This is a genomic window from Streptomyces sp. NPDC025784, from assembly GCF_055558435.1.
The window spans coordinates 13,152-37,727 of sequence record NZ_JBVHMN010000036.1 but is presented as its reverse complement, the minus strand read 5'-3'; the positions used below and the strand labels follow the sequence as shown (position 1 = coordinate 37,727).

The window sequence follows — 24,576 nt, the reverse complement described above, 5'->3', positions numbered from 1 at the left end:
CGGCACGGCGCATTTTCGCCGTCCTCGCGGGGGCGCATCCAGGGCTCACACGGGCAAGGCGTGCGCCGCGCGTCCCACGACGCGGACCATGGGCGATTCACGCCTCCGTCGTCAGGACCACCTTCCCGGCGATCTCGCGGCGCTCCAGCGCCGCGTGGACGTCGGCGGCCTTCTTCAACGGTTCGACGGCTGCGATCCGTGGCACCGACCGACCCCTGCGGGCCATGTCGAGGAGCCGCTCCAGAGCGGTGCGGTACCAGTCGTGGTCGGCCCTGATCTCGTGGGGGACCATGCTCAGCGCGGTGCGGCGGCCCGGCCGCAGGTTCATCGCCTTCACCCGCAGGGCTCCGCGCACCGTGTCCGCCACCATGTGTCCGGGGCGGCCCGCGAACGCGTAGCTGACCAGTACTCCCCCGGGTGCCAGCGCGCGGTACCCCTTGCGCAGTCCCGGTCCGCCGATGTGGTCGAACACCGCCTGAATGCCCTCCGATTCCCGCTCCCGCAGGACCTCACCGAAGTCCTGCCGGCGGTAGTCGATGTGGGTCACGCCGTGCCGGGCGAGCAGTTCTTCGGCGCCGGGCGCCGAAGCGGTGCCGTACATCCGCAGCCCGAGGAGGGCACCGAGGCGGCTCAGTGCCTGGCCGACTCCCCCGCTCGCGCCCTGGATCAGGACGGTGTCGCCGGCTCGGACGCGGCCATGGGTCTCCAGGACGCTCAGCGCCGTCAGGTGGTCGAGGGGAATCGCCGCGGCCGTCACGGGGTCGAGGCCGTCGGGCAGCGGGACGAGCTGCCACAGCGGCAGGGTCACGTACTCGGCGTACGCGCCCATCTTCGTCAGACAGGCCGCGACGAGCATTCCGGAGGCGAGCCGCGCGGGCCGCGGCCCGTCGGCCGCGAAGTCCACGATCTCGCCCACGAGTTCGTATCCGGGACTGAACGGCGGCCTCCGTTGCAGCAGATAGTCGCCCGACCGTGCCATCAGGTCGGTGAAGCCCACTCCGGAGGCGAGCACCTTGAGGCGGGCATGCCCCGGCGGCGGCTCCGGCAGCGTGGCCTCGACGGTCCGCAGCACCTCCGGGCCGCCGAAGCGTTCTACGACGATCTTCCGGTACGTGATCTCGCTCATGAACCTCACCACTTTCTGTGTCGTGTCATTAAGTTACACGACACATATTGAGCCGACCAGATCCCACGGAAGATCGAGAGAGGATGGGTGTCGTGTAACGTAGTTGTCTCGTCCGTCGATCCCGGGGAGCGTCGCGATGGAACCGGCCGAAGAAGCCCGTTTCCTCATCCTGGCCGCGCAGCGCGAGGGCAACCGCCGGCTCGCGCACGGACTGCGCCCTCTGGGGGTCACTCCCGCCCAGGCAGAGGTGCTGCGCCTGCTGGCCGAGCGACAGCCGCTCAGCATGTCGGGGCTCGGGGCTCTCCTGGTGTGCGAGAGCGGCGGGAACCCCAGCCGTCTGGTGGACCGGCTGGTGACCGCCGGACTCGTACGCCGCGAGGAGGGCAGCCGCGACCGACGGCACGTGGAGCTCACGCTCACGCCCTCGGGGCACGAGACGGCCCGCTCCGTTGCCGCGGTGGAAGCGGAACTGCACGCCGGTATCAGCGCCGCGGCACAGGGACACGATCTCGACTCGGTTCTCGCCTTCCTGCGCAGCCTGGTGGCGGATCAGGACGCGGGCAGGGCGGTCGCGCTGCGCGCGGGCGGGCTCACCTCCGACGACGGGAAGCGCCGACGCGTCTGAATCCGGCCGCGCACACGCCACCCCCGTACCGCCGCCCGGCGGGCGCGCCGCCGGGCGGTTCCCCCGCAGGGCGGCGCGACACCGGCTCGGCGACCGGGCGTCTCCCGCTAGACGGAGGCCACGACCTCACCGGACATGACCTCCGGAGGGTTGGGAAGCAACGACGCGAGGTTGTCCCGCACGAAGACCGCCGCCTTCTTGATCGATTCGCCGGCCCCCGCCTCGCTCTCGAAGACGCTCGTCGAGACCATGACCCCGTTCCCGGCGTCGACCCAGTAGTAGGCCAGGAGCCCCGGGATCTCGCGGATGAGGGGGACGAACCCCTCGTTCACCCGGCGCCCGGCCTCGACGGGGTCGGTCACTCCTGAGTAGCGTCTGACGGCTGCGTACACAGCTGTTCTCCTCACAGTTCGGGCAGTCTGCTGCCCAGACGCCGTACCCGCCGAGCAGGGGCCGCGCCCGCGGATCGTCCGGCAATCACCGGAAGGGGCCGGTCTGCGGTCCGAATGGCGGTAACTCAACTCTCCTCGCCACCAGACGAGTTGTCTCCCCGGCGAACAGCGGCGACCAGGTCCGGGGGCCGGAAGGAAGGACGGGCCGAGGCCCGAGGACGGCCGCCGCCGCAGCGCGACACGGGCGTCATGGCGCTCGTCCTCCACCGGGCCGGGTCCGCGACGACGTGCGTGCGCGTCACTCGGCCTTCCTGAACACCTCCGACATCCCGTCCCCCGTGTCCCGGGCGAGCAGCCCCGTCGCGTCCGGCGCGATCAGCCCCACGCGGGTGGCCAGTTCCCGGCCGTGCACGTCGACCGCCGCCTCGACGAGCCCCGCCAGCGCGTCCAGCGCGGTGCGGGCACGCGAGCGGGCCACCGCCGCGCATCCGACGGCGATCAGCGCGGTCGGCCACCACCAGCAGGCGAGCAGGGCGTAGGCCACGGCCCAGGCCGCGAGGCGCGCCGCGGCGCTGAAGGAGTCACGGGCCCCCTGGATCTGCCGTACGGCGGGCTCCGGGAGGATCAGCCACAGCCGCGGCCACAGGGCGGCGAGGTCCACACCGTAGGCGGCCTCGACGCGGTCCGCCGTCGCCTGCATGCGGTCGCCGTACCAGGTCGGCCGGGTCGGCTCGCGCGGCGCGATGCGGTCGCGGGCCTCGGTGAGAGCCTGGATCCGCTCCCACGTCCGCCGCGGGACCGCCACCGCGCCGTGCGCTGCGGCACCGGTCGGCCCGGCGTGCGCGACCGCGGCCTCGACCTGGGCGTCCCGTGCCTTCCACCGACGGTCGCGCCGTGCGGTGCGGGCACGGGAGACCGGGTCCCGGCCGAACCGCAGCCAGTACCGCTCGACGGCACCGCCGAGGAACTGTGCGACCAGCGAGGCCGCGGTCGCGGCGAGCAGGACGAACGCCACGAGGAGCGCTGCCGTGCCGGTCCGGTCCAGCGCGGGCCGGGCGGCGAGGTCGTCGAGCGTGGAGCGCAGCCGGTCGAGGTCGTGCCAGTGGCGGTGGCCCAGGGTGGTGCCGACGGCGGTGGTGGCGAGGAACAGCGCACCTGGCAGCACCAGCAGGTTCAGCCAGCGCTCGGTGAGCTTGCCGCCCAGGGTGGCGAGGAGGGGATTCATGGGATCAAAAAGCCGCGGGCGGTCACCGCTCGGGTTCCAGCCGGGCCTTGCGCATGCGCGCGCCGTGGACGGCACACGACGGCGCGGGCAGCAGGTCGCGCGCCCGTTCGAGGCGGGTGCAGGGCTCGGCGGACGGGCACACGGCCACCTTGATGTGCGCCGCGACGCCCGGGGCCGTGGCGCCCCTCGAATCACCCGTGAGTCCGCCGGCGTGCCCGGCCCGGCGCAACGCGTGGTCCACGTCGTCGTAGCCCGCCGCCAGCGCGGCGGTGTCGGCACCCGACCGCAGCAGGGCGAGTGCGCGCTCGGCCGCCGCCCGGACCTCGGGCAGTCGCCGTACGCCCCCCGACGAGCCGAGCAGAGCGCAGAACGCTGCGGTCCGGTGGGCGAGTTCGCTGCGGTCGGGCGGCTCGGTCATGGCCCAAGTGTGCCGCAGAATGAGGACAGTTGAGGATGGTCGTGATGATGACGGAGTCGGCATGGGGGTGTTCGGCAACGTGCGGGACGATCGGGACAGGCTGGTCCGGGCGGTCCATGACCGTGCCCTGCGGTCCGGAACCGCGGACGGGCGGGTGGACCGGGACATCGTGTTCGGCGACGAGGCGGATGCCGAACTCCGCGCACTGCTGAGAGCCACCGACCCGCGGACGGACATGCGGGCCCGGCACGCGGCCGGCTGGCTCTGCGTCGCCCGTGCCGCGGGCCACCCGGGGGAACACGGCCGGGTCCACGGATGCATGGCCGGGACACTGCTCTTCCCGGTTTGGGTGGCCGATCCCGGGCTCGTGCCGCCCGAGTTGGCCGCGAACTACGCAGCCCTCGATCCCACGGTGCGCCCCGATCCGGCGAACGCCGACGGACCCGACGAATGGGCGGCCAGCTGCGCCGCGTTCGCGATCACGGCCGAGGGCAGGCAGCACGATCCGCCGCCCGACGCCTCCGAAGGCACCCTCAGACTCTACGAGTTGGCCACGCGGTTCGGTGCCATGACGACCTCGCGCGAAGTGCAGGTGGCCACCGCGATCGGATGCGGCACCCTCGCCGTGCTCGCGACACGGGAAGAGGACCCCGTGCACCTGTCCCGGGTCGAGAGCCTGTCGGAGGTGCTGGCCCTCGCCAAAATGTCCTGGCCGTTCGGGGACCTGAGCGTCGATCCGGTCCGGTCCGGTCACCGTGTCCTCAAGGGCACCCCGTCCGACTCCCCCGACCGGCTTCCCGCCCTGAGCAACCTGGGAATCCGGCTGATGGAGCGCTACCGCCGGTCGTACGACCCGGAGGACCTGTACGAAGCGGCCGGGATCGCCCGCGACGTACTGGCCCAACTGCCGCCGGGGAGCCCACATCTCGCCCACTGCTTCAGCACAGCGGGGAGCGCGCTGATGATGCTGCGCCAGCTGGAGGGCGGCACGCGCGAGGAGTACGACGAGGTGGTGGACCTGTTCCGCCGGGCCACGCCCCATGACCCGAAGGGACCGGCGGCCGCGGGCCTCAATCTGGGGCTCGCGCTCGTCCTGCGCGCCCAGCGCACCGGCCGGGTCGACGACCTGGACGAAGCGGTCCGGGTGCTGACCGAGGCGCTCGCGATGTCGCCGGACCCGCACCAGGGCGCCGCGCTGCGCCGGGCCCTGGGCAACGCACGGCGCGCCCGCTTCACCATGACCGGCGGCGATCCGGCGGAACTGGACGGAGCGATCGCCCAGTTCTCCGACACGGCCGACGCCGCCGGGGAGGTGACGCCGCAGACCGCACCGCGGCTGCTCGCTCCCGCCATGGCCCTGTACAACCGGCACGAGCGGAACCCGGAGGAGAACGAGGCGGATCTGACCGAGGCGCTGCGACTCCTGCGGTCCGCCGTGCCCGCCCTGCCACGGGACCACCCGGACCGGCCCGTCGCGCTCGACGATCTCGGTCTCGTGCTGGTCAGCAGCTACGCGCGCACGGGCGATCCGGAGGAGTTGCACGAGGCCGTGCGGGCGCATCGGGAGGCGGTGGCGCTCACCCCCGGGGGCCACGAGATGCTCGGAGTCCGGCTGCTCAACCTGGGGATGGCACTGGGGGTGCGGCACCTGCTCACCGAGGACGGTGAGGACCTGCGGGAGGCCCGGGAGTTTCGCGACCGGGCCGCCACGCTGCCCGGTCTTGGCCCCGCCCACGAGGCGATGCTGCGGGGTTCGCAGGGGATCAGCCTCATGACGGGCTTCGCGCGCGCCGCTGATCCCGTCGCACAGCTCGGCAAGGCGATCGACCGGTTGAGGCAGGCGGTCGCCCTCACCCCGGAGGGCGACCCGCGGTTGCCGCGGCGGCGCCACAACCTCGCGGCCGCCCTCATGTCCCGATGCGGTCAGAGACCGTTGCTCAGTGATGCCCGCGAGGCGCGCGAACTGGCCGACGCGGTCATCACCGCGCTGCCTCCGGCCTCGCCCGACCTGCCGGGTGCCCTGACGGTGGCCGCGAGTTCGCGACTGCTGAGTCCTCGCACCCTGTGGTCGTCGGCCGCCCGCGACGAGGCCCTCGCGCTGTTCCGCCGGGCGGTCGAGCTCACCCCGTCCGGCCACACCCAACGCACGCCGCGGCTGATGAATCTCGGCAACGTCCTGCTCGGCCGGGGGCCGGGACGGCGTCGCCGTCGAGCCGATCTGGCCGCCGCGGCCGCGGTGTTCCAGGAAGCGGCCCGTGAAGAGCAGTGCGCGCCGTCCCTCCGCCTGGACGCGGCGCGTGCCTGGGGCGACGTCCGGGCCGAGCTCGGTGACTGGGCCGGCGCCGTGGACGGCTATGCACTGGCCGTGGACCTGCTGCCCTCGGTCGCTCCGCGCCATCTGGCCCGCGACGACCAGGAGTTCCTGCTGAGCCGGACCGTCGGGCTGGGTGCCGCGGCGGCGGCCTGCGCGGTGCGCTGCGGCCGGCCGGGACTCGCGGTCGGTCTGCTGGAACAGGCCAGAGGCGTGCTGCTCTCCCACGCCTTCGACGCCGACAGCGATCTGACCCGGCTCCGGGAGAGGGCCCCGGAACTCGCCGACCGGTTCGAGCGACTCCGCGAGGCCTTGGACACGGCCACCGACGGCCGGGCCCAGGCGCTCCTCGCGGAAGGCCCCCTGACCCGTGCGCGGGACGCCGACGCGCAGGCGGACCTGCGGCAGCGTCTGGCCGCCGAATGGCGGGAGCTGACCCGGCGCATCCGTGTCGAGCATCCCGAGCTCGGACTGCTGCGGCCGGTGCGGGAATGGGACGAGCGGGAGCTGCGCGCCACGGCCTCGGCGGGCCCGGTGGTCCTGGTCAACGTCTCCTCGTACGGCAGCGACGCGCTGATCGTCGGCGAGCACACCGTCGAGGCCGTGCCGCTCCCCGGGCTGAACCCCGAAAAGGCGGTGAACCGCAGGCAGATCTTGCAGGAGGCGCTGCTGCGTCTGGAGACGCCCGGTATCTCCCTCGCCGCGTCCCAGCGCGCACAGCACGTCGTGCGCGACACGCTCGCCTGGCTGTGGCGGGCGGTCACCGGTCCCGTCCTCGACCACCTGCGCGTCCCGGCCGCACCCGCCGGACCGTTGCCCCGCATGTGGTGGTCGCCCGGTGGGGTCCTGGGCACCCTGCCGCTGCACGCCGCCGCCCCCGTAGGGCCGGCGCCGGGTGCGCTGGACCGGGTCGTCTCCTCGTACACGCCGACGCTGCGGGCGCTGCACCACGCCCGACAACGCGCCGCCCGTCCGGCCGGCACCGGGGCGCTCGTCGTGGCCGTCGACGAGGTCGCCGGGCTGGCACCGCTGCCCGCCGCACGCCGTGAGGCCGAGCACCTTGCCCGGCTGCTGTCCGCCCCCGAGGTGCTGACCGGCGCGTCCGCGACGCGTGCGGCCGTGCTCTCCGCCCTGCCCCGGCACGTGTACGCGCACTTCGCCTGTCACGCCCTGGGCGATCTGCAACGCCCGTCCGGCAGCAGGCTCGTCCTGCACGACGACACCGAACGCCCCCTGACCGTACGCGACTTGGCCCGGCTCCGGCTGCCGTCGGTGCGGCTCGCCTATCTCTCCGCATGCAACACGCTGCGCTCCAGCCCGGAACTCGCCGACGAGGCGGTCCACATCGTCAGCGCCCTGCAGATCGCGGGATTCCCCCATGTCGTCGGATCCCTCTGGCACGTCGACGACACGATCGGAGCCGGTGTCGCCCAGAGCGTGTACGAGGCCCTGACCACGGATGACGGCACGCTCGACGTCGCCCGGACGGCGCAGGCCCTGCACTCCGCGGTGAGCGCGCTGCGCAGCGCCTACCCCCGGACCCCGAGCCTGTGGGCCTGCCAGGTGCACGCGGGTCCCTAAGGGGTTTCGTTCGGATCAGCTCGGATCAGGCCGCGGCGTCCGGTGCGTCGCCTCGACCGCGTCGCCCTCCCCGTTCTCGCGGGCCCGCAGGACGGTCGTGCGGAAGGAGGCGACCACGGGCCGCAGGTCGATGCGGTGCCAGGCGGCCCAGAGGCGGACGGAGGCGTCGAACCAGGGAAGCTCGCGCACGACCACCCCCTGGGTCTGGCCGCGCGTCATGCTCCGCTGCACCAGGGCGACGCCCAGTCCGGAGGCGACCAGGCCGATGGCGGTGAGGGGATCCGGGGCCGCGAGCCGGATGTCGGGGGTGAAGCCGGCCGCCGCACAGGAGGCGATGAAGCCGTCCCGCCAGGTCACGTCCTGGCTGTTCTCGACCGCGATCCAGGGCTGCCCGTCCAGATCCTCGGGCCGGATCTCCGCCTGTCCGGTGAGGGGGTGGCCGGTCGGCAGGGCCAGCAGCAGGGGGTCCACCAGCAGGGGCGCGGACTCCAGGTCGGAATCGTCGTCGGCCGGTGCCTCCGGGACGAGGGCGATGTCCAGGCTGCGCTGTCTGAGGCCCTCGAACTGCTGCGCCGCGGTCAGGTCGTAGAGCGCGACGTGGATGCCGGGGCGAGCGTCGTGCAGATCACGCAACGCGCGCGGCAGGACACCGGTGTGCATGGCGTCCCCCACGTATCCGACGCACAGGCCTCCCTCCTCGCCCCGGCCGAGGCGCCTGCCGAGGTTCTCCAGGCGGTCCGCGTGCCGCAGCAAGGCCTCGGCCTCGGACAGGAAGACCCGCCCGTCGGAGGTGAGCCGGATGCGCTGCTGGCTGCGCTCGAACAGGGTCAGGCCCAGGTTCTTCTCCAGCTGGGCGATCTGCCGGCTCAGTGGCGACTGGGACATGTGGAGCCGCTCGGCGGCGCGTCCGACATGCTCCGCCTCCGCGACGGCCACGAAATAGCGGAGTTGCCGCAGGTCAAGCACCTAAGACCTCCTGGGACTCAAGTGTGTCCAAGCAAGTCTTGGACAGTCTCAATTCTCGATCCTAACCTCGACAGAGCAAGAGCCGCGGAAGAGCAGAAACCGCGCATATCTGCACAGAATTGGATCTCCCTCATGGGCATCAAGTCCTTCCTCCCGGGTTCCCTCGGCTTCGGTACCGCGCCGCTGGGCAACATGTTCCGCGACATCCCCGACGACGAGGCCTCGGCCACCGTCCACGCCGCCTGGGACCACGGCATCCGCTACTTCGACACCGCCCCCTTCTACGGCGCGGGCCTGTCGGAGATCCGCCTCGGCGAGGCACTGGCGGACCGTCCGCGCGACGAGTACGTGCTCAGCACCAAGGTGGGGCGCGTCGTCCTCGACGAGCTGGAGGACCCCGCCTCCCGCGAGCTGGGCGAGAAGGGCGGCCTGTTCGAGCACGGCCGCCCGAACAAGATGATCAACGACTACTCGGCGGACGCGACGCTGCGCTCCATCGAGGACAGCCTCCGGCGTCTGCGGACGGACCGGCTGGACATCGTCTGGGTGCACGACGTCGCCCAGGACTTCTACGGCGACGAGTGGCTCGCCCGGTACGAGACGGCCCGCACCGGCGCCTTCCGCGTCCTGCAGCGGCTCCGCGACGAAGGCGTGATCCGGGCCTGGGGCCTGGGCGTCAACCGCGTCGAGCCTCTGGAACTGACGCTGGACCTGGACGAGCCGCGCCCCGACGCGTTCCTGCTCGCCGGCCGCTACACCCTCCTCGACCACGACCGGGCGCTGGAGCGGCTGCTGCCCGCCGCGGCCGCGCAGGACGTCGACATCGTCGTGGGCGGACCGTACAGCTCCGGCATCCTCGCGGGCGGCCGCCACTTCGAGTACCAGGAGGCCCCGGCGGCCATCGTCGCGAAGGTCGAGCGTCTCAAGGCCCTGGCGGCCGAGCACGGTGTCGGCATCAAGGCGGCCGCCCTCCAGTTCGCCCTCGCCCATCCGGCGACCGCCGCAGTCGTCCCGGGGGCCACCCGGCCGAGCCGTATCGCCGAGGACGTCGCCGCGCTCCGCGAGACCGTGCCGGCCGCCTTCTGGGCGGCACTGCGCGAGGAGAAGCTCATCGCGCCCACGGCCCCCGTCCCCGCTCTCTGACCTCACCCGCCCCTTTCCCCGGAGGCATCACCATGGCCACCACCCGTGCATCCATCGACATCCCCCGCAGCGCCGACCGCGTCTGGGACCTGATCGGAGGCTTCGGCTCGCTGCCCGACTGGCTCCCCTACATCCCTCAGAGCGAGCTCAGCGAAGGCGGTCGCGTCCGGAGCCTGACCAACGAGGACGGCGGTGTCATCGTCGAACGCCTCCAGGCCTTCGACCAGGAGGCGCGCAGCTACTCGTACGCGATCGAGCAGGCGCCCTTCCCCGTCACCGGATACCTCTCCACCCTGACCGTCCACGAGGGACCGACGGCCGACACCGCGCGGGTGGAATGGTCGGGCTCGTTCACTCCGGCCGGCGTCGGCGACACCGAGGCCGAGGAGCTCTTCCACGCCATCTACACGGACGGACTCGCCTCGCTGCTGCGGACCATGACCTCCTGACAGCTCCGGCGGCCGTCTCCCGCCACCGGGCGGCCGCCTCGCGGGCGGGGCTTCGCCGGCCGAGAGGCGGCCGCCCGGTCGAACAGAAAGGGCCGCCGCGGCGTCGAAGTCCATGAGGAGGGCGATGCCGTCGCCTTCCGTGCAGGCCCGAGAACCGGAGCGGACGCTCCACAAGGAGGCGCATCATGACATCCCTGCTCCCGAACGCCCGGACGGCGACGGTGTGGACGCTGCCGGCGGTGGTCCTCGCCGCCCTGTGCGTCGCCTGCACGTCGTCGAGCGGGGACGACGACGTGCAGGGATCGTCGTCGTGCGCGGCTCTGGTCGAGTACCAGGACCGCACGTACACGGGCGCCGCGGTCGGGGACTTCAGGATCGGGGACGCACTCGGTGCCGCCACCCTTCCGCCGTGCGGCGACACCGGCGACCTCGACCACGCGACACCGACCCCGACGACGGCCTACGCGATCGAGGGGGTGGACCCCGCGGTCGCCGTTGCGCTGGAGCAATCGCCCGACGGCGTCGTGTACGTCAACACCGCCTCCGGCAAGGAACTGCCGGAGATCAAGAAGATGATCAAGAGTTCCTGAACCCGCGGTCCCGGGGCGGAGGTTCGCGGTTCGTCCTCCGCCCCGGCCCGCAGGCGCCTTCCCTAACGACCGGCCAGCGCCGACCGCTTGTACGAGTAGCCGGCGTAGACGGCGACGCCGATGACGAACCAGACGGCGAACCGCACCCAGGTCTGCCACTGCAGGAACGTGATCAACCAGATCGAGAAGACGATGCCCAGCGCCGGCACGAACGGCATCCACGGTGTGCGGAAGCTGCGCGGGAGGTCCGGCTGCCGGTAGCGGAGCACGATCACCGCCGCGCACACCACCACGAACGCCAGCAGGATGCCGATGTTGGTCAGTTCGGCCGCCTCGTTGATCGGCAGGAACCCGGCGATGGCCGCCGACGCCACCCCGACGATCCAGGTCACGCGGGTCGGCACGTGCCGCGTCGGGTGGGTCTTCGCGAACCACTTGGGCAGCAGGCCGTCCCGGGACATGGCGAACCAGACCCGGGTCACGCCCAGCATGAAGGTGAACATCACCGTGAGGATGCCGATGATCGCACCGACCGCGATGACGTCCGCCAGCCGGTTCAGACCCACCGCCTGGAACGCCGAGGAGAAGCCGCTCTCCTTGTCGATGTCCTTGTAGTTCTGCATGCCGGTCAGCACCAGACAGGCCAGCACGTACAGCACCATCGCGATGACCAGCGAGTAGATGATCGCCTTCGGCATGTGCCGCTGAGCGTCCTTGGACTCCTCGGCGGCCGTCGACATGGCGTCGTACCCGAACACCGCGAAGAACACCGTCGCCGCGCCGGTGAACGCGCCGCTGATCCCGTAGGGGAAGAACGGGTGGTAGTTGGCGGTGTTGATGTGGAAGAAACCCACGACGATCACCACCAGCACCACGATGACCTTCAGCGCCACGACCACGGTCTCGAAGCGGGCCGCGCTGCGGATGCCCTGCGTCAGCAGCCAGGCGATCAGCAGGCACAGGATCGCGGCGAACAGGTCGACGCGGTGCCCGGAGCCGGTGCCGGGGGCGCCCAGCATCCAGTTGGGGAGGTCGGCTCCCATGTCCTCGACGAGGAAACTGAAGTAGCCGGAGATGCCGATCGCGACCACCGCCACGATCGCCGTGTACTCCAGCAGCAGGTCCCAGCCGATGAACCAGCCCGCGAACTCGCCGAGCACGGCGTAGCCGTAGGTGTAGGCCGAGCCCGCCTTCGGGATGAGTCCCGCGAACTCGGCGTACGACAGTGCCGCGGCGGCGCTCGCGACGCCGGCGATGAGGAACGACACCAGCACCGCGGGTCCGGCCGTACCGTTGGCCACCGTGCCGGCGAGGGTGAAGATGCCCGCGCCGATGATGCCGCCCACGCCGATCGCGGTCAGCTGCACCAGGCCGAGCGACCGCTCCAGCCCGGGGCCCTCGGCGATCTCGGTGTCCTCGATGTGCTCAATGGGTTTGCGCCGGAGAATGCCTTCGCCCATTCGGAGCCTGGCCATACGCCTCACCTCTCCACCAACGGCAAACGGCTGACGGCGGATCATGATGGCTCAGGGCGCGCATGGACGGAAGACGCCACGCAAGAGTGCGCCGGAGGAGACCCGCCCGTCAAAGGGGAGGTTCTCAGGCTTCCGGAGGGCCGTCCTCCGGGCGCGGTGACGCGAAGGCGCTGTCGGTGGTCAGACGCCTGTAGGCGGCATGGGCGTTCATCACGCGGGCGAGCGTGGTGCCCAGCACGGCGGCCGTCAGCAGGCAGGCGAGCCAGAAGGCGTCGCGGTGCGCGGCCCAGGTCAGGGTGCCCGCCGGCGGAATGGCGAAGCCGTTGAGGAAGAGCCAGCAGAGCAGGGCCGTGCCCGGAGCCGCGGTGAACCGCGCGCAGATGCCGAGGACGGCCGCCAGGACGGAGAGGCCGGCCAGGGCCCATGCGGGGCGGTCCGTGCCCACGGCCGCGTTCAGGAGGGCGACCAGTACCAGCGCTCCGCCGGAGGCCGCGGCCCAGACCAGCGGGGTGGCGACGGGCTGGGGCACGGGCCTGGCTTCTGTCCCGAGTCGCACCCACGCCGTCATGCTGACGTTCCCTTCCCGTCGTGTCCGGCGTCGGCAGAACGGGCTGCGCGACCCCCCGCGGCCGGGCGTCCGGCACGCCCTGGGCACGAATTGTTCCACAGGCCCGGCGTCCTGGGGGCCTGTGGATCAGGACGAGCCCTTCGTTAGGGTGTCTTCAATAGTTGTAAAAGAAACAGTCAAGACAACAACAGACAGGGGGCAGTCGTGGCGGCTGCACGAATGAGCAGTACGCCGTTGCCGGGCATCGGAGTCCGCTACGACCTGACGACGCGCGAGCAGCGGCGTCTGTCGGTGGTGGCCCACCGGGACGGTTCACGGACACTCAGCGCGTACCAGGAGGACGATCCTGACGCCTGCGCACTCTCCGTGCGGCTGGCGTCGGGAGAGGCGGAGAGCCTCATCGACGCGCTGATGCCCACCCACCACAGTCCGAGTCTTCTGTCGACGACAGAGCTGGGGCTGGTGGCGGAGCGGATCGAACTCTCGGCGACCTCGCACTGGAACGGCCGTCTGCTCGGCGAGACCCGCATGCGGACGGAGACCGGCGTGTCGATCGTGGCCGTGCTGCGCCGGGCCGAGGCGACACCCTCACCCGGCCCGGACTTCCGTCTGGCGGGCGGCGACACGTTGATCGTGATCGGCACGCGCGAAGGCGTGGAGGCAGCCGCGACGATACTCGGGCGGGAGTGATCGCCGGTGCACTCCTCCGCGGTCTTCCTGATCGAATTCGGCGCGATCATCCTCGGGCTCGGGCTGCTGGGGCGGTTCGCGGGTCGGTTGCAGTTCTCGCCCATCCCCCTCTACCTGCTAGCCGGGCTGGCGTTCGGTGAAGGCGGAATCCTTCCCCTCGGTGCCAGTGAGGAGTTCGTCGCCATCGGCGCCGAGATCGGCGTCATCCTGCTGCTCCTGATGCTCGGCCTGGAGTACACGGCCAGCGATCTGGTCTCCAACCTCAAGACCCAGTACCCGGCCGGACTCGTGGACGCCACCCTCAACGCGCTGCCCGGCGCGGTGATGGCGCTGCTCCTCGGCTGGGGCCCCGTGGCCGCGGTCGTCCTGGCCGGCGTCACCTGGGTCAGCTCCTCCGGGGTGATCGCCAAGGTGCTCGGTGACCTGGGACGGCTGGGCAACCGTGAAACACCGGTCGTCCTCAGCATCCTGGTCCTCGAGGACCTGTCCATGGCGGTCTACCTGCCGATCATCACCGCCCTGCTCGCCGGCACCGGTCTCGCCGCCGGAAGTGCCACCCTCGCCATCGCGCTCGGTGTGGCGGCGCTGGTGCTGCTGGTGGCGGTGCGCTACGGACGGCACATCTCGCGGTTCGTCTCCAGCGACGATCCCGAGAAGCTGCTGCTCGTGGTGCTGGGTCTGACCCTGCTGGTCGCCGGTCTCGCCCAGCAGTTGCAGGTCTCGGCGGCCGTGGGCGCCTTCCTGGTCGGCATCGCGCTGTCCGGCGAGGTCGCCGAAGGGGCGCACCATCTGCTCGCTCCCCTGCGGGATCTGTTCGCCGCGGTCTTCTTCGTCTTCTTCGGACTGCACACCAACCCCGCCGACATCCCGCCCGTGTTCCTCTCGGCGCTCGCGCTCGCCGCCGTCACCACCGCGACGAAGATCGCCACCGGGTACTGGGCGGCCCGCCGTGCCGGGATCTCGGCCAAGGGCCGCTGGCGGGCCGGCGGAACCCTCGTCGCCCGCGGCGAGTTCTCCATCGTCATCGCCGGCCTCGCCGTCGGTGTCGAACCCCGCATCGGCCCCCTGGCCACCGCGTACGTGCTGATCCTGGTGATCCTCGGTCCGCTCACCGCCCGCTGGACCGAGCCCATCGCCCTGCGCCTGACCAGCCGGAGGCGGACACCCGCGGCCAGGACCGGGACGCCGGTGAAGGAGTCCGTCCCGGCCCCGCGCGGCGAGGTCGACGAACAGGACGCGATCGGCCGGTCCTGACCTGCGCCGCCCACGCCCCTGCGGCGGGGGCGGCACCCGGCGCCGACGGACAGACCGGCCCGGAGCTCCTGGGCGCCCCGGGCATCAACGGCCCGGGGACCGCCCTCGTCCTCCCGGCGGCCGGCAGGGATCGAGCAGGGACGCGGCGATCCCCAGGAGGACCAGTCCCGTGGCGACGAGCAGTCCGTGCGGCAGGACCAGCCCCGTGGGCAACGCGACCAGGGCGGTCGCCAGCACCCACCAGGCGCCGGCCCGCCGTCCTCCCCCGGGACGGACGCAGCGCCTGTTCACCGGCACTCGGGACCGCGGACCGGCCCTCCCGAGCTGCGCGTCGAGACCGGCCAGACCTTCTTCGTCGTACTGGGACACGGCTCTTCCTCCCCGGAACCGACAGCACCTGGAAGCGCAGAACCGCTCAAGTCCGCGGGCCGGTCGGCCGATCGTCACCGCTCGGCCGACCGCCTCTGCGCCACGACCCGCATCCAGGATTTCTTCCCCCCTCGGGCCGCCGCCAGTAGGCCCGGCCCCCATCTTTTCCGGTTCCCGCCCCCAGGAGTTCGGCCCGGCTCGGGGAACTCCCGGCCTCGGAAATGGGTGCTGTCACGGATGGCGGTCGTCCTGAGCAGGGCACACGCTGGTCCTTGAAGTCCGTCGCAGTGCGCCAGGAGCCGACCGGTTCACGTCGCCGCCTCTCTCCGGTGCGGAAGGGACCGGCGGCACGGCGGCTCAAGGCTGGGAGGAGAGACGCGGTGCCCCTGTTCTGGCGGATCTTCCTGCTGAACGCCGTCGTACTCGTCGCCGCGGCCGCTCTGCTGCTGGGCCCGGTCACCGTCTCCACGCCGATCCTGCTCGTCGAGGCCGCGATCCTCACCGGCGGCCTGGCCGCCATGCTCGTCGCCAACGCGCTCCTGCTCCGCCTGGCCCTGGCTCCGCTACGACGTCTCACCCGGGCCATGACCACGACCGATCTCCTGCGCCCGGGACGGCGTCCCGCGGTGAGCGGGCACGGGGAGATCGCCGAGCTGATCACGACCTTCAACACGATGCTCGACCGACTGGAGGACGAGCGGGCCACCAGCAGCGCCCGTGCCCTGTCCGCGCAGGAGGCCGAGCGCCGCCGCATCGCCCAGGAGCTTCACGACGAGGTCGGGCAGACCCTGACCGCCGTCCTCCTCGAACTCAAGCGCGTCGCCGACCACGCCCCGTCCGACGTGCGGACGGAACTGCGCCAGGTGCAGGAGACCACGCGGGGCAGCCTGGACGAGATCCGCCGTATCGCGCGCCGGCTGCGCCCCGGGGTCCTCGACGAACTCGGCCTGGCCAGCGCCCTCCGCTCCCTCACCACCGAGTTCGCCGGTCCCGGACTGACCGTCGGGCACAGGCTCGACACCGAACTCCCGGCTCTCGGCCCCGAGACGGAACTGGTCCTCTACCGGGTCGCCCAGGAGGGGCTCACCAACACCGCGCGCCACGCGGACGCCCACCACGCCGAACTCACCCTGCGAACCACCGAGACCGGCGTGGAGTTGCTCCTGCGCGACGACGGCCGCGGTCTCGGCGACGCGCCCGAGGGGGCCGGCATCCGTGGCATGCGTGAACGAGCGGTGCTCATCGGCGCCGCTCTCGCGCTGGGTGCCGGTCCGGGCGGCGGCACCGAACTGCGCCTCACCGTCCCCGTCCCCGTCCCCGTCCCCGTCCCCGACAGGAGCGGCCGACCATGACTGCCCCCTCCCCCGTGCGCATCCTGCTCGCCGACGACCACGCGCTGGTCCGCCGTGGAGTCCGTCTCATCCTCGACGGCGAACCCGACCTCACCGTCGTCGCGGAGGCCGAGGACGGCGCCGAGGCGGTCGCCCAGGCCCACGTCCACCATCCCGATCTGGCGATCCTCGACATCTCCATGCCCCGGCTCACCGGCCTCCAGGCGGCCCGTGACCTGTCCCGCAGCGAGCCGGACCTGCGGATCCTGATCCTGACGATGTACGACAACGAGCAGTTCTTCTTCGAAGCCCTCGCGGCCGGCGCCTCGGGCTACGTCCTCAAATCCGTGGCCGACCGTGACCTGGTCGAAGCCTGCCGCGCCACCATGCGCGGTGAGCCGTTCCTCTACCCCGGCGCGGTGAACGTGCTCGTCCGCAAGTACCTGGACCTGGCCCGGGAGGGCCGCGCGCTGCCCGCGAAGGCCATCACCGACCGCGAGGAGGAGATCCTCAAGCTGGTGGCCGAGGGGCACACCTCGCAGCAGATCGCCGACCTGCTCGTCATCAGCGCCAAGACCGTGGAGCGTCACCGCGCCAACCTGCTGCAGAAACTCGGCCTCAAGGACCGCCTGGAACTCACCCGGTACGCCATCCGCGTCGGTCTCATCGAGCCCTGACCCACGACAACGGACAGGCGGGGCGGGCGCCATGGGGCCTACCGCTCGACGTCGGCGGTCAGGGCTTCCGGGGCGGTCTCGCCCGTCGGCCTGCGGGACTCCGCTTCACGGTCCGGTCCGTGAGCGGGTGCCGGGTCCGTCTCGACCGTGCGCGCCGCCCGGCCGCGCACGGCGTCAGCGGCGGCACTCAGCGCACGGGCCAGCAGGTCGGCACGCCCCGCGACGACGGGGCCGAGCACCGCGAGGACGAGGACGTAGCCGGCGATGAACGCGGGGAGCCGGCCGTCCAGTCCGGCCGCCGTGGCCATCGCGGCCAGGATCAGCGCGAATTCCCCCCGGGCCACGAGGATGGTGGCGAGGTCCGCGGCGGCCCGGAGACCGTAGCCGTACAGGCGGGCCACCAGCAGCCCGGCGGCCACGTTCACGACGACGGTCAGCGCGGCAGCGAACGCCACCGGCGCGGCGACGGACGCGACGTCACCGGGGTCGATGGCGAGCCCGAAGGCGAAGAAGAAGATGGCCGCGAAGGCGTCGCGCAGCGGATGCACGAGCCGGCGGATCCGAGGCGCGGAAGGTGTTCCGGCCAGAATCAGTCCCACCATGAACGCGCCGATGGCGTCCGCGACTCCGACCGCTTCCGAGACTCCCGCCACGAGGACCGCGGCCCCGAGGAAACTGACGACCAGCAGTTCGCCGTCCCGGATCGCCATCAGACGGCCGACCAGACGGGTGCCGTAGCGGGCGGTTGCGGCCAGCACCAGCAGGAACCCGAACGCCTTGGTCCCCTGCCAGACCATGTCCCCGAACCCTTGGGCGCCGCCTATGACCGGCTGGAGCACGGCCAGATACAGGGCGAGGAAGACGTCCTCCACCACGATGACACCGAGGATCAGACGGGTCTCCGGGCGGCCGATGCGCCCCAGGTCGATCAGGGTCTTGGTCACGATGGCGGACGACGAGATGCCCAGCACGCCGGCGAGTACCAATGCCTCGCGCAGTCCCCAGCCGAGGGCGAAGCCGAACCCCAGACCCGCGCCCACGTTCAGCAGCAGATAGATCCCTCCGGCGGCCGGCAACCGCCGTCCTCCGCTCCTGAGGTCGTCGAGGTGGAACTCCAGCCCCAGGTAGAAGAGAAGAAGGACCAGCCCGAGTGCGGACAGCATCTCGAAGTCGTGGGCGTCCTCGACCAGGACCACACCGGGTGTGTGCGGGCCGAGCAGGACGCCGGCGAGCATGAACAGGGGGATGGTCGGCAGCCCGATCCTTCCCCCGAGCCGGGCGAAGAACGCCGCGGCCAGGAAGGCTCCCCCCATGGCGAGCAAGGTGTCGGCATGGCCCACGGGTCACCACCCTCCACGGCGGCGGGACCAAAGAGAACGCCGTAGGACGACGGACAGTCGCTCACCGCCGCGGCGGCACGGGCGACCCGGACCTGATCACCGGCTCAGCCGCTCTTCGAGCGCCCCACGGCCGAACGCGCCGAGGCGCCAGGGACCTCACGCCGGGCGGCAACCCGACGTCACCGTCACCCTCGCACGCCCCAGGTCCCCCTCACCATCCGTGCCGACACCCATTCGCGGCCGCGTCCGACACCCATGCCACGGATGATGCCCGGGCGGGGCGGCGCATGGCACCAGGAGCGTGAGCGGCGGCCGTTCACATGTTGATCATGTGGCCGGCAAGGCCGTGGACCGCCTCCTTGACCGCCTCGCCGAGGGTCGGGTGGGCGTGGACGTTGCGGGCGACCTCGTGGACGGTGAGGTCCCACTGCTGAGCGAGGGTCAGCTCCGGGAGCAGTTCCGTGACGTCCGGGCCGATGAGGTGTCCGCCGACGAGCTCGCCGTGCGTGGTGTCGCTGATCAGCTTCACGAAGCCCGTGGTGTCACCGAGGCCGTGCGCCTTGCCGTTGGCCGTGAAGGGGAACTTCGCCACTTTGACGTCGTAGCCGAGGTCGCGGGCCTGGGCCTCGGTGTATCCGAAGCTGGCGATCTGCGGCCGGCAGTACGTGGCTCGCGGGATCATCGCGTAGTCGAGTTCCATGGTCTCGGCCTCGGCCAGCGTCTCGGCGGCGATCACGCCCATCGCCTCGGCGGCGTGCGCGAGCATGAGTTTCGCGGTGACGTCGCCGATGGCGTACAGATGCGGGACGGATGTGCGGCAGCGGCCGTCGACGTCGATCGCACCCCGTTCGGTGACCGTCACGCCGGTGTTCTCCAGGCCGTATCCCGTCACGTTCGGTGCGAAGCCGATGGCCTGGAGGACCTTGTCCGCTTCCAGCACCTGTGGGGCGCCGTCCTTGTCGGTGACCGTCACACGGACCTGGGGACCGGACTCGTCGATGGCGTCGACGCGGGTCGAGGTGAGCGCTTCGATGCCCAGCTTGCGGTACTGACGGGCGAGTTCGGCGGAGACCTCGGCGTCCTCCAGCGGGGCGAGACGGTCCAGGAACTCGACCACGGTGACCTTCACGCCGTAGTTGTGCAGCACGTACGCGAACTCGACGCCGATCGCTCCCGCGCCCGCGATGATGATCGACTCCGGCAGGTCCTCGGCGAGGATCTGCTCCTCGTAGGTCACCACTCTGGACGTACGGCGCGTGCCGGGCAGCAGTTTCGGCGTGGCGCCGGTGGCGATGACGCAGTGGTCGAATCCGATGGTGAGGGTCTCGCCGTCGTAGCCCGCGACCTGAAGGGTGTGCGGGTCGAGGAAGGTGCCGCGGCCGTCGATCTCGGTGATCTCGTTCTTCTTCATCAGGTAGTGGACGCCCCGGACGCGTCCGTCGGCGACCTTGCGACTGCGGCGGTACGCCTCGCCGTAGTCGAAGGACACCTGACCGTCGACCCGGATGCCGAAGGTCTTCGCCTCACGGGTGACGATGTGGGCGAGCTCGGCGTTGCGCAGCAGGGCCTTCGTGGGGATGCAGCCCACGTTCAGACAGACGCCGCCCCAGTACTTCTCCTCCACTACGGCGACGCGTTTGCCCAACTGGGCCGCGCGGATCGCGGCGACGTAGCCACCGGGACCGGCTCCGAGCACCACCACGTCGAAACGCTCGTCCAGCTCGGCCATCGTGGTTCCTTCCGTTCCTCGCTCATGTCGTCGCTGCGACTGTAGGCCGCGCCCCGGGCACGTCCGGGTTCCGGCGCGAGCGGATGGTCCGTCAGGACGCCCCCCGTACGGCCGCGACGAACGTGTCGGTGGTGAGGATGGCGTGGGCGTAGGCAGGGGCGTTCAGTTCGAAGGTCGCCTGCATCTCCTCGGGGCGGAAGGCGGCGATGGCGTCCTTGACGAGGGTGACGTGATAGCCGAGCTCCTGACCGAAGCGAGCGGTGGTGTCGATGCAGGTGTTGGCCCGCATGCCGATCAGCGCGATGTGCGAGATGCCGTGCTGTTTCAGCTGGAGGTCGAGATCGGTGTTGGCGAAGCCGCTGGAGGACCAGTGCTCGTGCACGACGATCTCGCCCTCTCCCGGCTCGAAGTCGGGGTGGAACGTGCCGCCCCATGTGCCCTTCTCGAAGATCTTCGTCTCCGCGGCCCGGGCCTGGGAGAAGGAGAGGTGGGCCCAGCCGTCGTAGTCGCCCGGGGCGGTGCGACGGTGCGGGACGAAGAAGGTGCGGATACCGGCCGTGCGGGTGGCGGCGAGGACTTGGCGCATGTGGTCGAGCAGCTGGACGCTCTCGGCGACCTCCTTCGCGCGCGGCCACAGTTTTCCGCCCTCGGACAGGAAGTCGTTGTAGGGGTCGACCACCAGGAGCGCGGTGCGCGAGCTGTCGTAGCCGTCTGTGGTCATGGTCTGTGCCTCGTCTCTGGCTCGGACTCCGGTTCCGGCTCTCGCTCTGGTTCCGGCTCTGGCGTACAAGAGGTCGGGGGGCCGGAGTCCGTGGCGGTTCCGGGGCGGAGATGCGAGGGGGGCGGCGGACTCGGGACCGGCCGCGCGGGCGGGCAGCGGCGGACGTCAGCTCATTGACAGACTACGTCGGCACCGTCCGCCGCGCGCTCGCACACCGGCCCCGCCCCGATGCGCCCACCGAGCCCCGGGACGCGTCCTCGCGACGGCGCCGGCCACCACGGACGGGAGACCCCGCCCGCAGCCGAGGGGCACGCGGCGGACGCGGCACGGCCCGCGTCAGGGGGCGTCGCCCCGCCACTCGTACGTGCGGCTGCCCGACGACCTGGGGGCGTACGTGGCGTGACCGCCGGGGCCGTATCGCCCTATCTCCGTGGGCAGGACGACGGCGCGCCCGGCCTCGTGGTCCGCCCTGTCGGTGACGTCGAGCAGCAGACCGTCCAGCGGGCCGCCCACCAGCTCGACGTACGCCCGACCGCTTCGGGGGCCGGGATCGTCGTGGTCCGCCCCGTAGACCCGTCCTCGCATGAACTCCAGCTCGTCCATGATCTGCAGCATCGCATCCGGCACTGACAACGCGCCGTGGCGCGGGACGCCGCTCCGTGTGCCGGTGGGGACGGCTCGTGTCCGGACGCCCCCCGGACTCCGGGCGGTCTTGTCGGCCCGCGGTCCACGGGTGAGCCGGCCCGCCGACTTCTCCGTACAGTGAGGAAGTGTCCTAGGAGGCGTACCGACATGGATCAAGAGCAGATCCTCAGCAGGATCACGGCCATGGTGGACGACGAGCGGCGGCTGCGGGAGGCCATCGAGGCCGGTCGGATCGACAGCCGCACCGAACAGGAACGGCTCGGTGAGCTGGAGCGCCAGCTCGACCAGTGCTGGGACCTGCTGCGCCAACGACGTGCCAAGGCCGAGTTCGGTGAGAACCCGGACGAGGCGCAGGTCCGTCCTTCCTCGGAGGTCGAGGGCTACCTGGGCTGACCGCCGTGGGCCGGGAGCGGACGGTCGCCGGGCGCGGCAGGGACCGGCTCGACGACGTGCGCCGACCACTCGTCGTTCGACAGTCCGAGCAGGCGCTCCGTCTCCTCCCGGTCGGGCAGTGGCCCCCGGTCCGCCGTCACCGTGAGGGCGGAGGACGCTGTGACGTGGCCCAGGCGGAGCGCGCGCGGCAGGGGCGCGCCCCGGAGCAGGCCCGCGAGGAAACCGGCCGCGAAGGCGTCACCGGCGCCGACCGACTCCACGACCGTCGTCCGTAGCGCGGGCACCGTGTGCACCGCCGTGCCGGTGAAGGCACTGGCGGCGTGGGCACCGTCCTTGACGACGACGAGGCGTGGATGCGGGAGCAGGGCCCGTACGTCCGCCGGCGTGAGGTGCGTGCCCCAGAGGTCCTGTGCCTCGTCGAGGCCGACGAAGACGATGTCGGCGCGGTCGGCGAGTTCGTGGAGCACGGTGGGGGCCGACCCGTCGGGCCACAGGGCGGCGCGATGGTTGACGTCGAAGCTGACGGCGTACGGCCGCGCCGCGGGCGGGCAGGTGAGCGCCCGGGTGACGAGTTCGCGGCAGGACGGCGACAGGGCCGGGGTGATGCCGGTGAGGTGCAACAGCGCGGCCGCACTGACGGGTTGACGGTCCAGCAGGTCCGGTCCGAGGGCGGACGCGGCGGAGCCGTTCCGGTAGTACCGCACCCGTGTGCCGTTGTGTCCGGGGTCCTTCAGGAGCAGGCCGGTGGGACGTTCGGTGTCGGTGCGCACATGGGACACGTCGACGCCTGCCGCGGCGACGGTGGCCCGCACCCGGCTGCCCAGCGGGTCGTCGCCGAGCGCCGAGAGCCAGATGCTGGGAATGCCGTGGTCGGCCAGGTACATGGCGACGTTGGACTCGGCTCCGGCCACCGACAGATTCAGGTGGGTGGCGTCGTGCAGAGGGCTGAGCGGGTCGGGGACCAGGGCCGCCATGGTCTCGCCGACGCAGACGACGGGCCCCGGGGCGGGGCACCGGCGGGTCATGACGGCTCCTGCGGGTCCGAGGGGGTACGCGGCGCGTGTGGCCGATAGGCGGGTGCCGGCGTTCCCGGCACGTCGACGCGGAGGGTGAACACCGCTCCGTCATGGGAGCCGGGTGCGGTCAGCCCGACGCGGGCGGTGGTGACATGGAGGACGTCGTCGACCAGGCACACACCCGCGGGGCAGCTCGCGGGCAGCCGCACGACGCGGTCTGGTGTGCCGTCCGGCAGATACCGGCGTACGGTTCCGGTGCCCCAGACCGCGATCCACACTCCGCCCTCGACGTCGACCGCCATGCCGTCCGGGCTGCCTTCGTCGACGGCGACGAACGTCTCCGGGGTTCCGAGGTCGGCCGTCTCCGGATCGACCGGGAAGCGCCGGACGATGCCGCGGGCGCTGTCGGCCAGGTACATGGCGCTGCCGTCGGGGGTGAAAGCCGGGCCGTTGGGCACGGTGATGCCGTCCAGGACGCGTACGGTCGTGCCGTCCTGACCGACCCGGTACAGGGCGCCGGCGCCCTCGTCGGCGTCGTAGGACATGCTGCCCGCCCAGAAGCGGCCCGCGGGGTCGGCCGCGGCGTCGTTCATGCGCATGCGCGGGACGGTGTGCTCCTCCGGGCGCGCGAGCCAGCTGACGGTGCCGTCGGGACCGATCAGACAGATGCCGGTGCCGGCGGCCGCGATCCAGGTGCCCGGCCGGCCGGCGACGGGGGCGACGGCGCCCAGCGGTACGGGGAGCCGGACCAGGGTCCGCAGGCCGGCGGCCGGATCGTCGGGCGCTTCGAGGAGACGGCCGGAGAGGATGTCCACCAGCACGACGCCGGTGCCGGTCCACCGGATGCCTTCGCCGAGCTCCAGACGGTCCGGCCGGGTGGCACGCAGGCCCGCGGTGACGTGGTCGGTCACGGTGTCACCTCCCGTACGACGGCGCGGAACGCGCGGGCCCGGTCCCGCAGCGCGGTGAGGCTGCCGCCGTCGGCGGCGTCGCCGACGAGGGGGGACCCGACGCCGACGGCGGTCGCGCCCGCCGCGAGACAGGCGCGGGCGGCCACCTCGTCGACTCCGCCCACCGGGACGAACGGCGTGTCGGGGAACGGACCCCGCAGCGCCTTGAGATAGGCCGCTCCCCCGGCCTGGGCCACGGGGAAGACCTTCAGTGCGTCCGCGCCCATCGCCCGGGCGGCGACGATCTCGGTGGGGGTGAACACGCCGGCGAGGACGGGCAGGCCGAGGTCCTGTGCCGCGCGCACGCCGTCCCCCAGGCCGGGGGTGACGACGAAGTTCGCACCCGCGCGGTGGGCGGCGCGCGCGTCGTCGGCGGTCAGGACCGTGCCGGCGCCCAACGGCCTTTCGGGACCCAGTACTTCACGGGCGCGGGCGATGACCTTCAGGGCGTCGGCTCCGCTCAGCGACACCTCGACGAGTTCGACGCCTTCCTCGGCCAGGGTGAGCACGGTGTGCAGTGCGGCGTCGGCGTCGCCGCCGCGCACGATGGCGACCAGGCGCTGGGCGGCCAGGGCAGCGGGTAGTTCCACGG

General features: G+C 72.1%; 25 protein-coding genes. 10 read left to right on the top strand and 15 right to left on the bottom strand.

Annotated features, from left to right (window positions below):
- Positions 1 to 97: 97 nt before the first annotated feature.
- Positions 98 to 1,126, bottom strand: a complete 1,029-nt coding sequence (locus tag ACZ4IF_RS43890; protein ID WP_467574731.1) for a zinc-binding dehydrogenase — start codon at positions 1,124 to 1,126, stop codon at positions 98 to 100.
- A gap of 136 nt (positions 1,127 to 1,262) precedes the next feature.
- Here ACZ4IF_RS43890 and ACZ4IF_RS43885 point away from each other — a divergent pair, with 136 nt between their 5' ends.
- Complete coding sequence (locus ACZ4IF_RS43885; protein ID WP_467574728.1) at positions 1,263 to 1,751, top strand: MarR family winged helix-turn-helix transcriptional regulator; 489 nt, start codon at positions 1,263 to 1,265, stop codon at positions 1,749 to 1,751.
- A 107-nt stretch (positions 1,752 to 1,858) separates the two neighbouring features.
- Here the strand turns inward: ACZ4IF_RS43885 and ACZ4IF_RS43880 are convergent, their stop codons facing one another.
- The 3 genes from ACZ4IF_RS43880 to ACZ4IF_RS43870 form a co-directional block, all read right to left on the bottom strand.
- A complete protein-coding gene (locus tag ACZ4IF_RS43880; protein ID WP_345645225.1) occupies positions 1,859 to 2,113 on the bottom strand; it encodes a hypothetical protein in 255 nt (84 codons plus the stop codon).
- A 328-nt stretch (positions 2,114 to 2,441) separates the two neighbouring features.
- Positions 2,442 to 3,368, bottom strand: a complete 927-nt coding sequence (locus tag ACZ4IF_RS43875) for a hypothetical protein (RefSeq protein WP_467574725.1) — start codon at positions 3,366 to 3,368, stop codon at positions 2,442 to 2,444.
- Between the two features lie 22 nt (positions 3,369 to 3,390).
- Complete coding sequence (locus tag ACZ4IF_RS43870; RefSeq protein ID WP_467574723.1) at positions 3,391 to 3,786, bottom strand: hypothetical protein; 396 nt, start codon at positions 3,784 to 3,786, stop codon at positions 3,391 to 3,393.
- Positions 3,787 to 3,847: 61 nt separating this feature from the next.
- Here ACZ4IF_RS43870 and ACZ4IF_RS43865 point away from each other — a divergent pair, with 61 nt between their 5' ends.
- Positions 3,848 to 7,678 carry a CHAT domain-containing protein gene (locus ACZ4IF_RS43865; protein WP_467574720.1) on the top strand — a complete coding sequence of 1,277 codons (3,831 nt, stop codon included), beginning with the start codon at positions 3,848 to 3,850 and terminating at the stop codon, positions 7,676 to 7,678.
- 15 nt (positions 7,679 to 7,693) lie between these two features.
- Here ACZ4IF_RS43865 and ACZ4IF_RS43860 read toward each other — a convergent pair whose 3' ends face one another.
- Entirely contained in the window at positions 7,694 to 8,644 is a 951-nt protein-coding gene (locus ACZ4IF_RS43860; protein ID WP_467574717.1) for a LysR substrate-binding domain-containing protein, read from the bottom strand.
- Between the two features lie 132 nt (positions 8,645 to 8,776).
- Between ACZ4IF_RS43860 and ACZ4IF_RS43855 the strand changes: the two genes are divergently transcribed.
- The 3 genes from ACZ4IF_RS43855 (at position 8,777) to ACZ4IF_RS43845 (ending at position 10,826) form a co-directional block, all read left to right on the top strand.
- Positions 8,777 to 9,787: an aldo/keto reductase gene (locus tag ACZ4IF_RS43855; RefSeq protein WP_467574714.1), complete on the top strand. Its 1,011-nt coding sequence runs from the start codon at positions 8,777 to 8,779 to the stop codon at positions 9,785 to 9,787.
- Between the two features lie 32 nt (positions 9,788 to 9,819).
- Positions 9,820 to 10,236, top strand: coding sequence for an SRPBCC family protein (locus ACZ4IF_RS43850; protein ID WP_467574711.1), 417 nt, complete (start codon positions 9,820 to 9,822; stop codon positions 10,234 to 10,236).
- A gap of 185 nt (positions 10,237 to 10,421) precedes the next feature.
- Positions 10,422 to 10,826, top strand: a complete 405-nt coding sequence (locus ACZ4IF_RS43845) for a DUF6281 family protein (RefSeq protein ID WP_467574708.1) — start codon at positions 10,422 to 10,424, stop codon at positions 10,824 to 10,826.
- 62 nt (positions 10,827 to 10,888) lie between these two features.
- On the opposite strand, the gene ACZ4IF_RS43840 is transcribed toward ACZ4IF_RS43845, so the two are convergent.
- Positions 10,889 to 12,301, bottom strand: coding sequence for an amino acid permease (locus tag ACZ4IF_RS43840; protein ID WP_467574706.1), 1,413 nt, complete (start codon positions 12,299 to 12,301; stop codon positions 10,889 to 10,891).
- Between the two features lie 124 nt (positions 12,302 to 12,425).
- The gene (locus ACZ4IF_RS43835; protein WP_359493310.1) at positions 12,426 to 12,869 is read right to left on the bottom strand and encodes a hypothetical protein; all 444 of its coding nucleotides are present in this window, start codon (positions 12,867 to 12,869) and stop codon (positions 12,426 to 12,428) included.
- 219 nt (positions 12,870 to 13,088) lie between these two features.
- Here ACZ4IF_RS43835 and ACZ4IF_RS43830 point away from each other — a divergent pair, with 219 nt between their 5' ends.
- Positions 13,089 to 13,559 (top strand): cation:proton antiporter regulatory subunit, encoded by a 471-nt coding sequence (locus tag ACZ4IF_RS43830; protein WP_426680514.1) that lies wholly within the window; start codon positions 13,089 to 13,091, stop codon positions 13,557 to 13,559.
- A gap of 6 nt (positions 13,560 to 13,565) precedes the next feature.
- On the top strand, positions 13,566 to 14,813 hold the full coding sequence (locus ACZ4IF_RS43825) for a cation:proton antiporter (protein ID WP_467574703.1): 1,248 nt from the start codon (positions 13,566 to 13,568) through the stop codon (positions 14,811 to 14,813).
- Positions 14,814 to 14,897: 84 nt separating this feature from the next.
- Here the strand turns inward: ACZ4IF_RS43825 and ACZ4IF_RS43820 are convergent, their stop codons facing one another.
- Complete coding sequence (locus ACZ4IF_RS43820; RefSeq protein ID WP_467574700.1) at positions 14,898 to 15,182, bottom strand: DUF3040 domain-containing protein; 285 nt, start codon at positions 15,180 to 15,182, stop codon at positions 14,898 to 14,900.
- 380 nt (positions 15,183 to 15,562) lie between these two features.
- Here ACZ4IF_RS43820 and ACZ4IF_RS43815 point away from each other — a divergent pair, with 380 nt between their 5' ends.
- Both ACZ4IF_RS43815 and ACZ4IF_RS43810 read left to right on the top strand, forming a co-directional pair.
- Positions 15,563 to 16,534: a sensor histidine kinase gene (locus ACZ4IF_RS43815; protein ID WP_467574697.1), complete on the top strand. Its 972-nt coding sequence runs from the start codon at positions 15,563 to 15,565 to the stop codon at positions 16,532 to 16,534.
- Complete coding sequence (locus ACZ4IF_RS43810) at positions 16,531 to 17,190, top strand: response regulator (protein ID WP_467574695.1); 660 nt, start codon at positions 16,531 to 16,533, stop codon at positions 17,188 to 17,190. The genes ACZ4IF_RS43815 and ACZ4IF_RS43810 overlap by 4 nt, the downstream gene beginning before the upstream one ends.
- Positions 17,191 to 17,228: 38 nt before the next feature.
- Here ACZ4IF_RS43810 and ACZ4IF_RS43805 read toward each other — a convergent pair whose 3' ends face one another.
- From ACZ4IF_RS43805 to ACZ4IF_RS43790, 4 genes are all read right to left on the bottom strand, one after another.
- Positions 17,229 to 18,530 carry a cation:proton antiporter gene (locus tag ACZ4IF_RS43805; RefSeq protein ID WP_467574693.1) on the bottom strand — a complete coding sequence of 434 codons (1,302 nt, stop codon included), beginning with the start codon at positions 18,528 to 18,530 and terminating at the stop codon, positions 17,229 to 17,231.
- 316 nt (positions 18,531 to 18,846) lie between these two features.
- Positions 18,847 to 20,259 (bottom strand): dihydrolipoyl dehydrogenase, encoded by a 1,413-nt coding sequence (lpdA, locus tag ACZ4IF_RS43800; RefSeq protein ID WP_467574691.1) that lies wholly within the window; start codon positions 20,257 to 20,259, stop codon positions 18,847 to 18,849.
- A gap of 91 nt (positions 20,260 to 20,350) precedes the next feature.
- Entirely contained in the window at positions 20,351 to 20,980 is a 630-nt protein-coding gene (locus tag ACZ4IF_RS43795; RefSeq protein WP_467574688.1) for a cysteine hydrolase family protein, read from the bottom strand.
- A 336-nt stretch (positions 20,981 to 21,316) separates the two neighbouring features.
- Complete coding sequence (locus tag ACZ4IF_RS43790) at positions 21,317 to 21,583, bottom strand: hypothetical protein (protein WP_359493328.1); 267 nt, start codon at positions 21,581 to 21,583, stop codon at positions 21,317 to 21,319.
- A 189-nt stretch (positions 21,584 to 21,772) separates the two neighbouring features.
- Here ACZ4IF_RS43790 and ACZ4IF_RS43785 point away from each other — a divergent pair, with 189 nt between their 5' ends.
- Positions 21,773 to 22,018 (top strand): DUF2630 family protein, encoded by a 246-nt coding sequence (locus tag ACZ4IF_RS43785; RefSeq protein WP_028801293.1) that lies wholly within the window; start codon positions 21,773 to 21,775, stop codon positions 22,016 to 22,018.
- Here the strand turns inward: ACZ4IF_RS43785 and ACZ4IF_RS43780 are convergent.
- Genes ACZ4IF_RS43780 through ACZ4IF_RS43770 form a run of 3 tightly spaced genes read right to left on the bottom strand, consistent with a single transcriptional unit; the run spans position 22,006 to position 24,574 of the window.
- Positions 22,006 to 23,043, bottom strand: coding sequence for a sugar kinase (locus tag ACZ4IF_RS43780; RefSeq protein WP_467574684.1), 1,038 nt, complete (start codon positions 23,041 to 23,043; stop codon positions 22,006 to 22,008). The two genes, ACZ4IF_RS43785 and ACZ4IF_RS43780, sit on opposite strands and share 13 nt — an antisense overlap.
- Positions 23,040 to 23,945 (bottom strand): SMP-30/gluconolactonase/LRE family protein, encoded by a 906-nt coding sequence (locus tag ACZ4IF_RS43775; protein WP_467574680.1) that lies wholly within the window; start codon positions 23,943 to 23,945, stop codon positions 23,040 to 23,042. Before ACZ4IF_RS43775 ends, ACZ4IF_RS43780 begins: the two co-directional genes overlap by 4 nt.
- Complete coding sequence (locus ACZ4IF_RS43770) at positions 23,942 to 24,574, bottom strand: bifunctional 4-hydroxy-2-oxoglutarate aldolase/2-dehydro-3-deoxy-phosphogluconate aldolase (RefSeq protein ID WP_467574678.1); 633 nt, start codon at positions 24,572 to 24,574, stop codon at positions 23,942 to 23,944. Before ACZ4IF_RS43770 ends, ACZ4IF_RS43775 begins: the two co-directional genes overlap by 4 nt.
- Positions 24,575 to 24,576 lie beyond the last annotated feature (2 nt).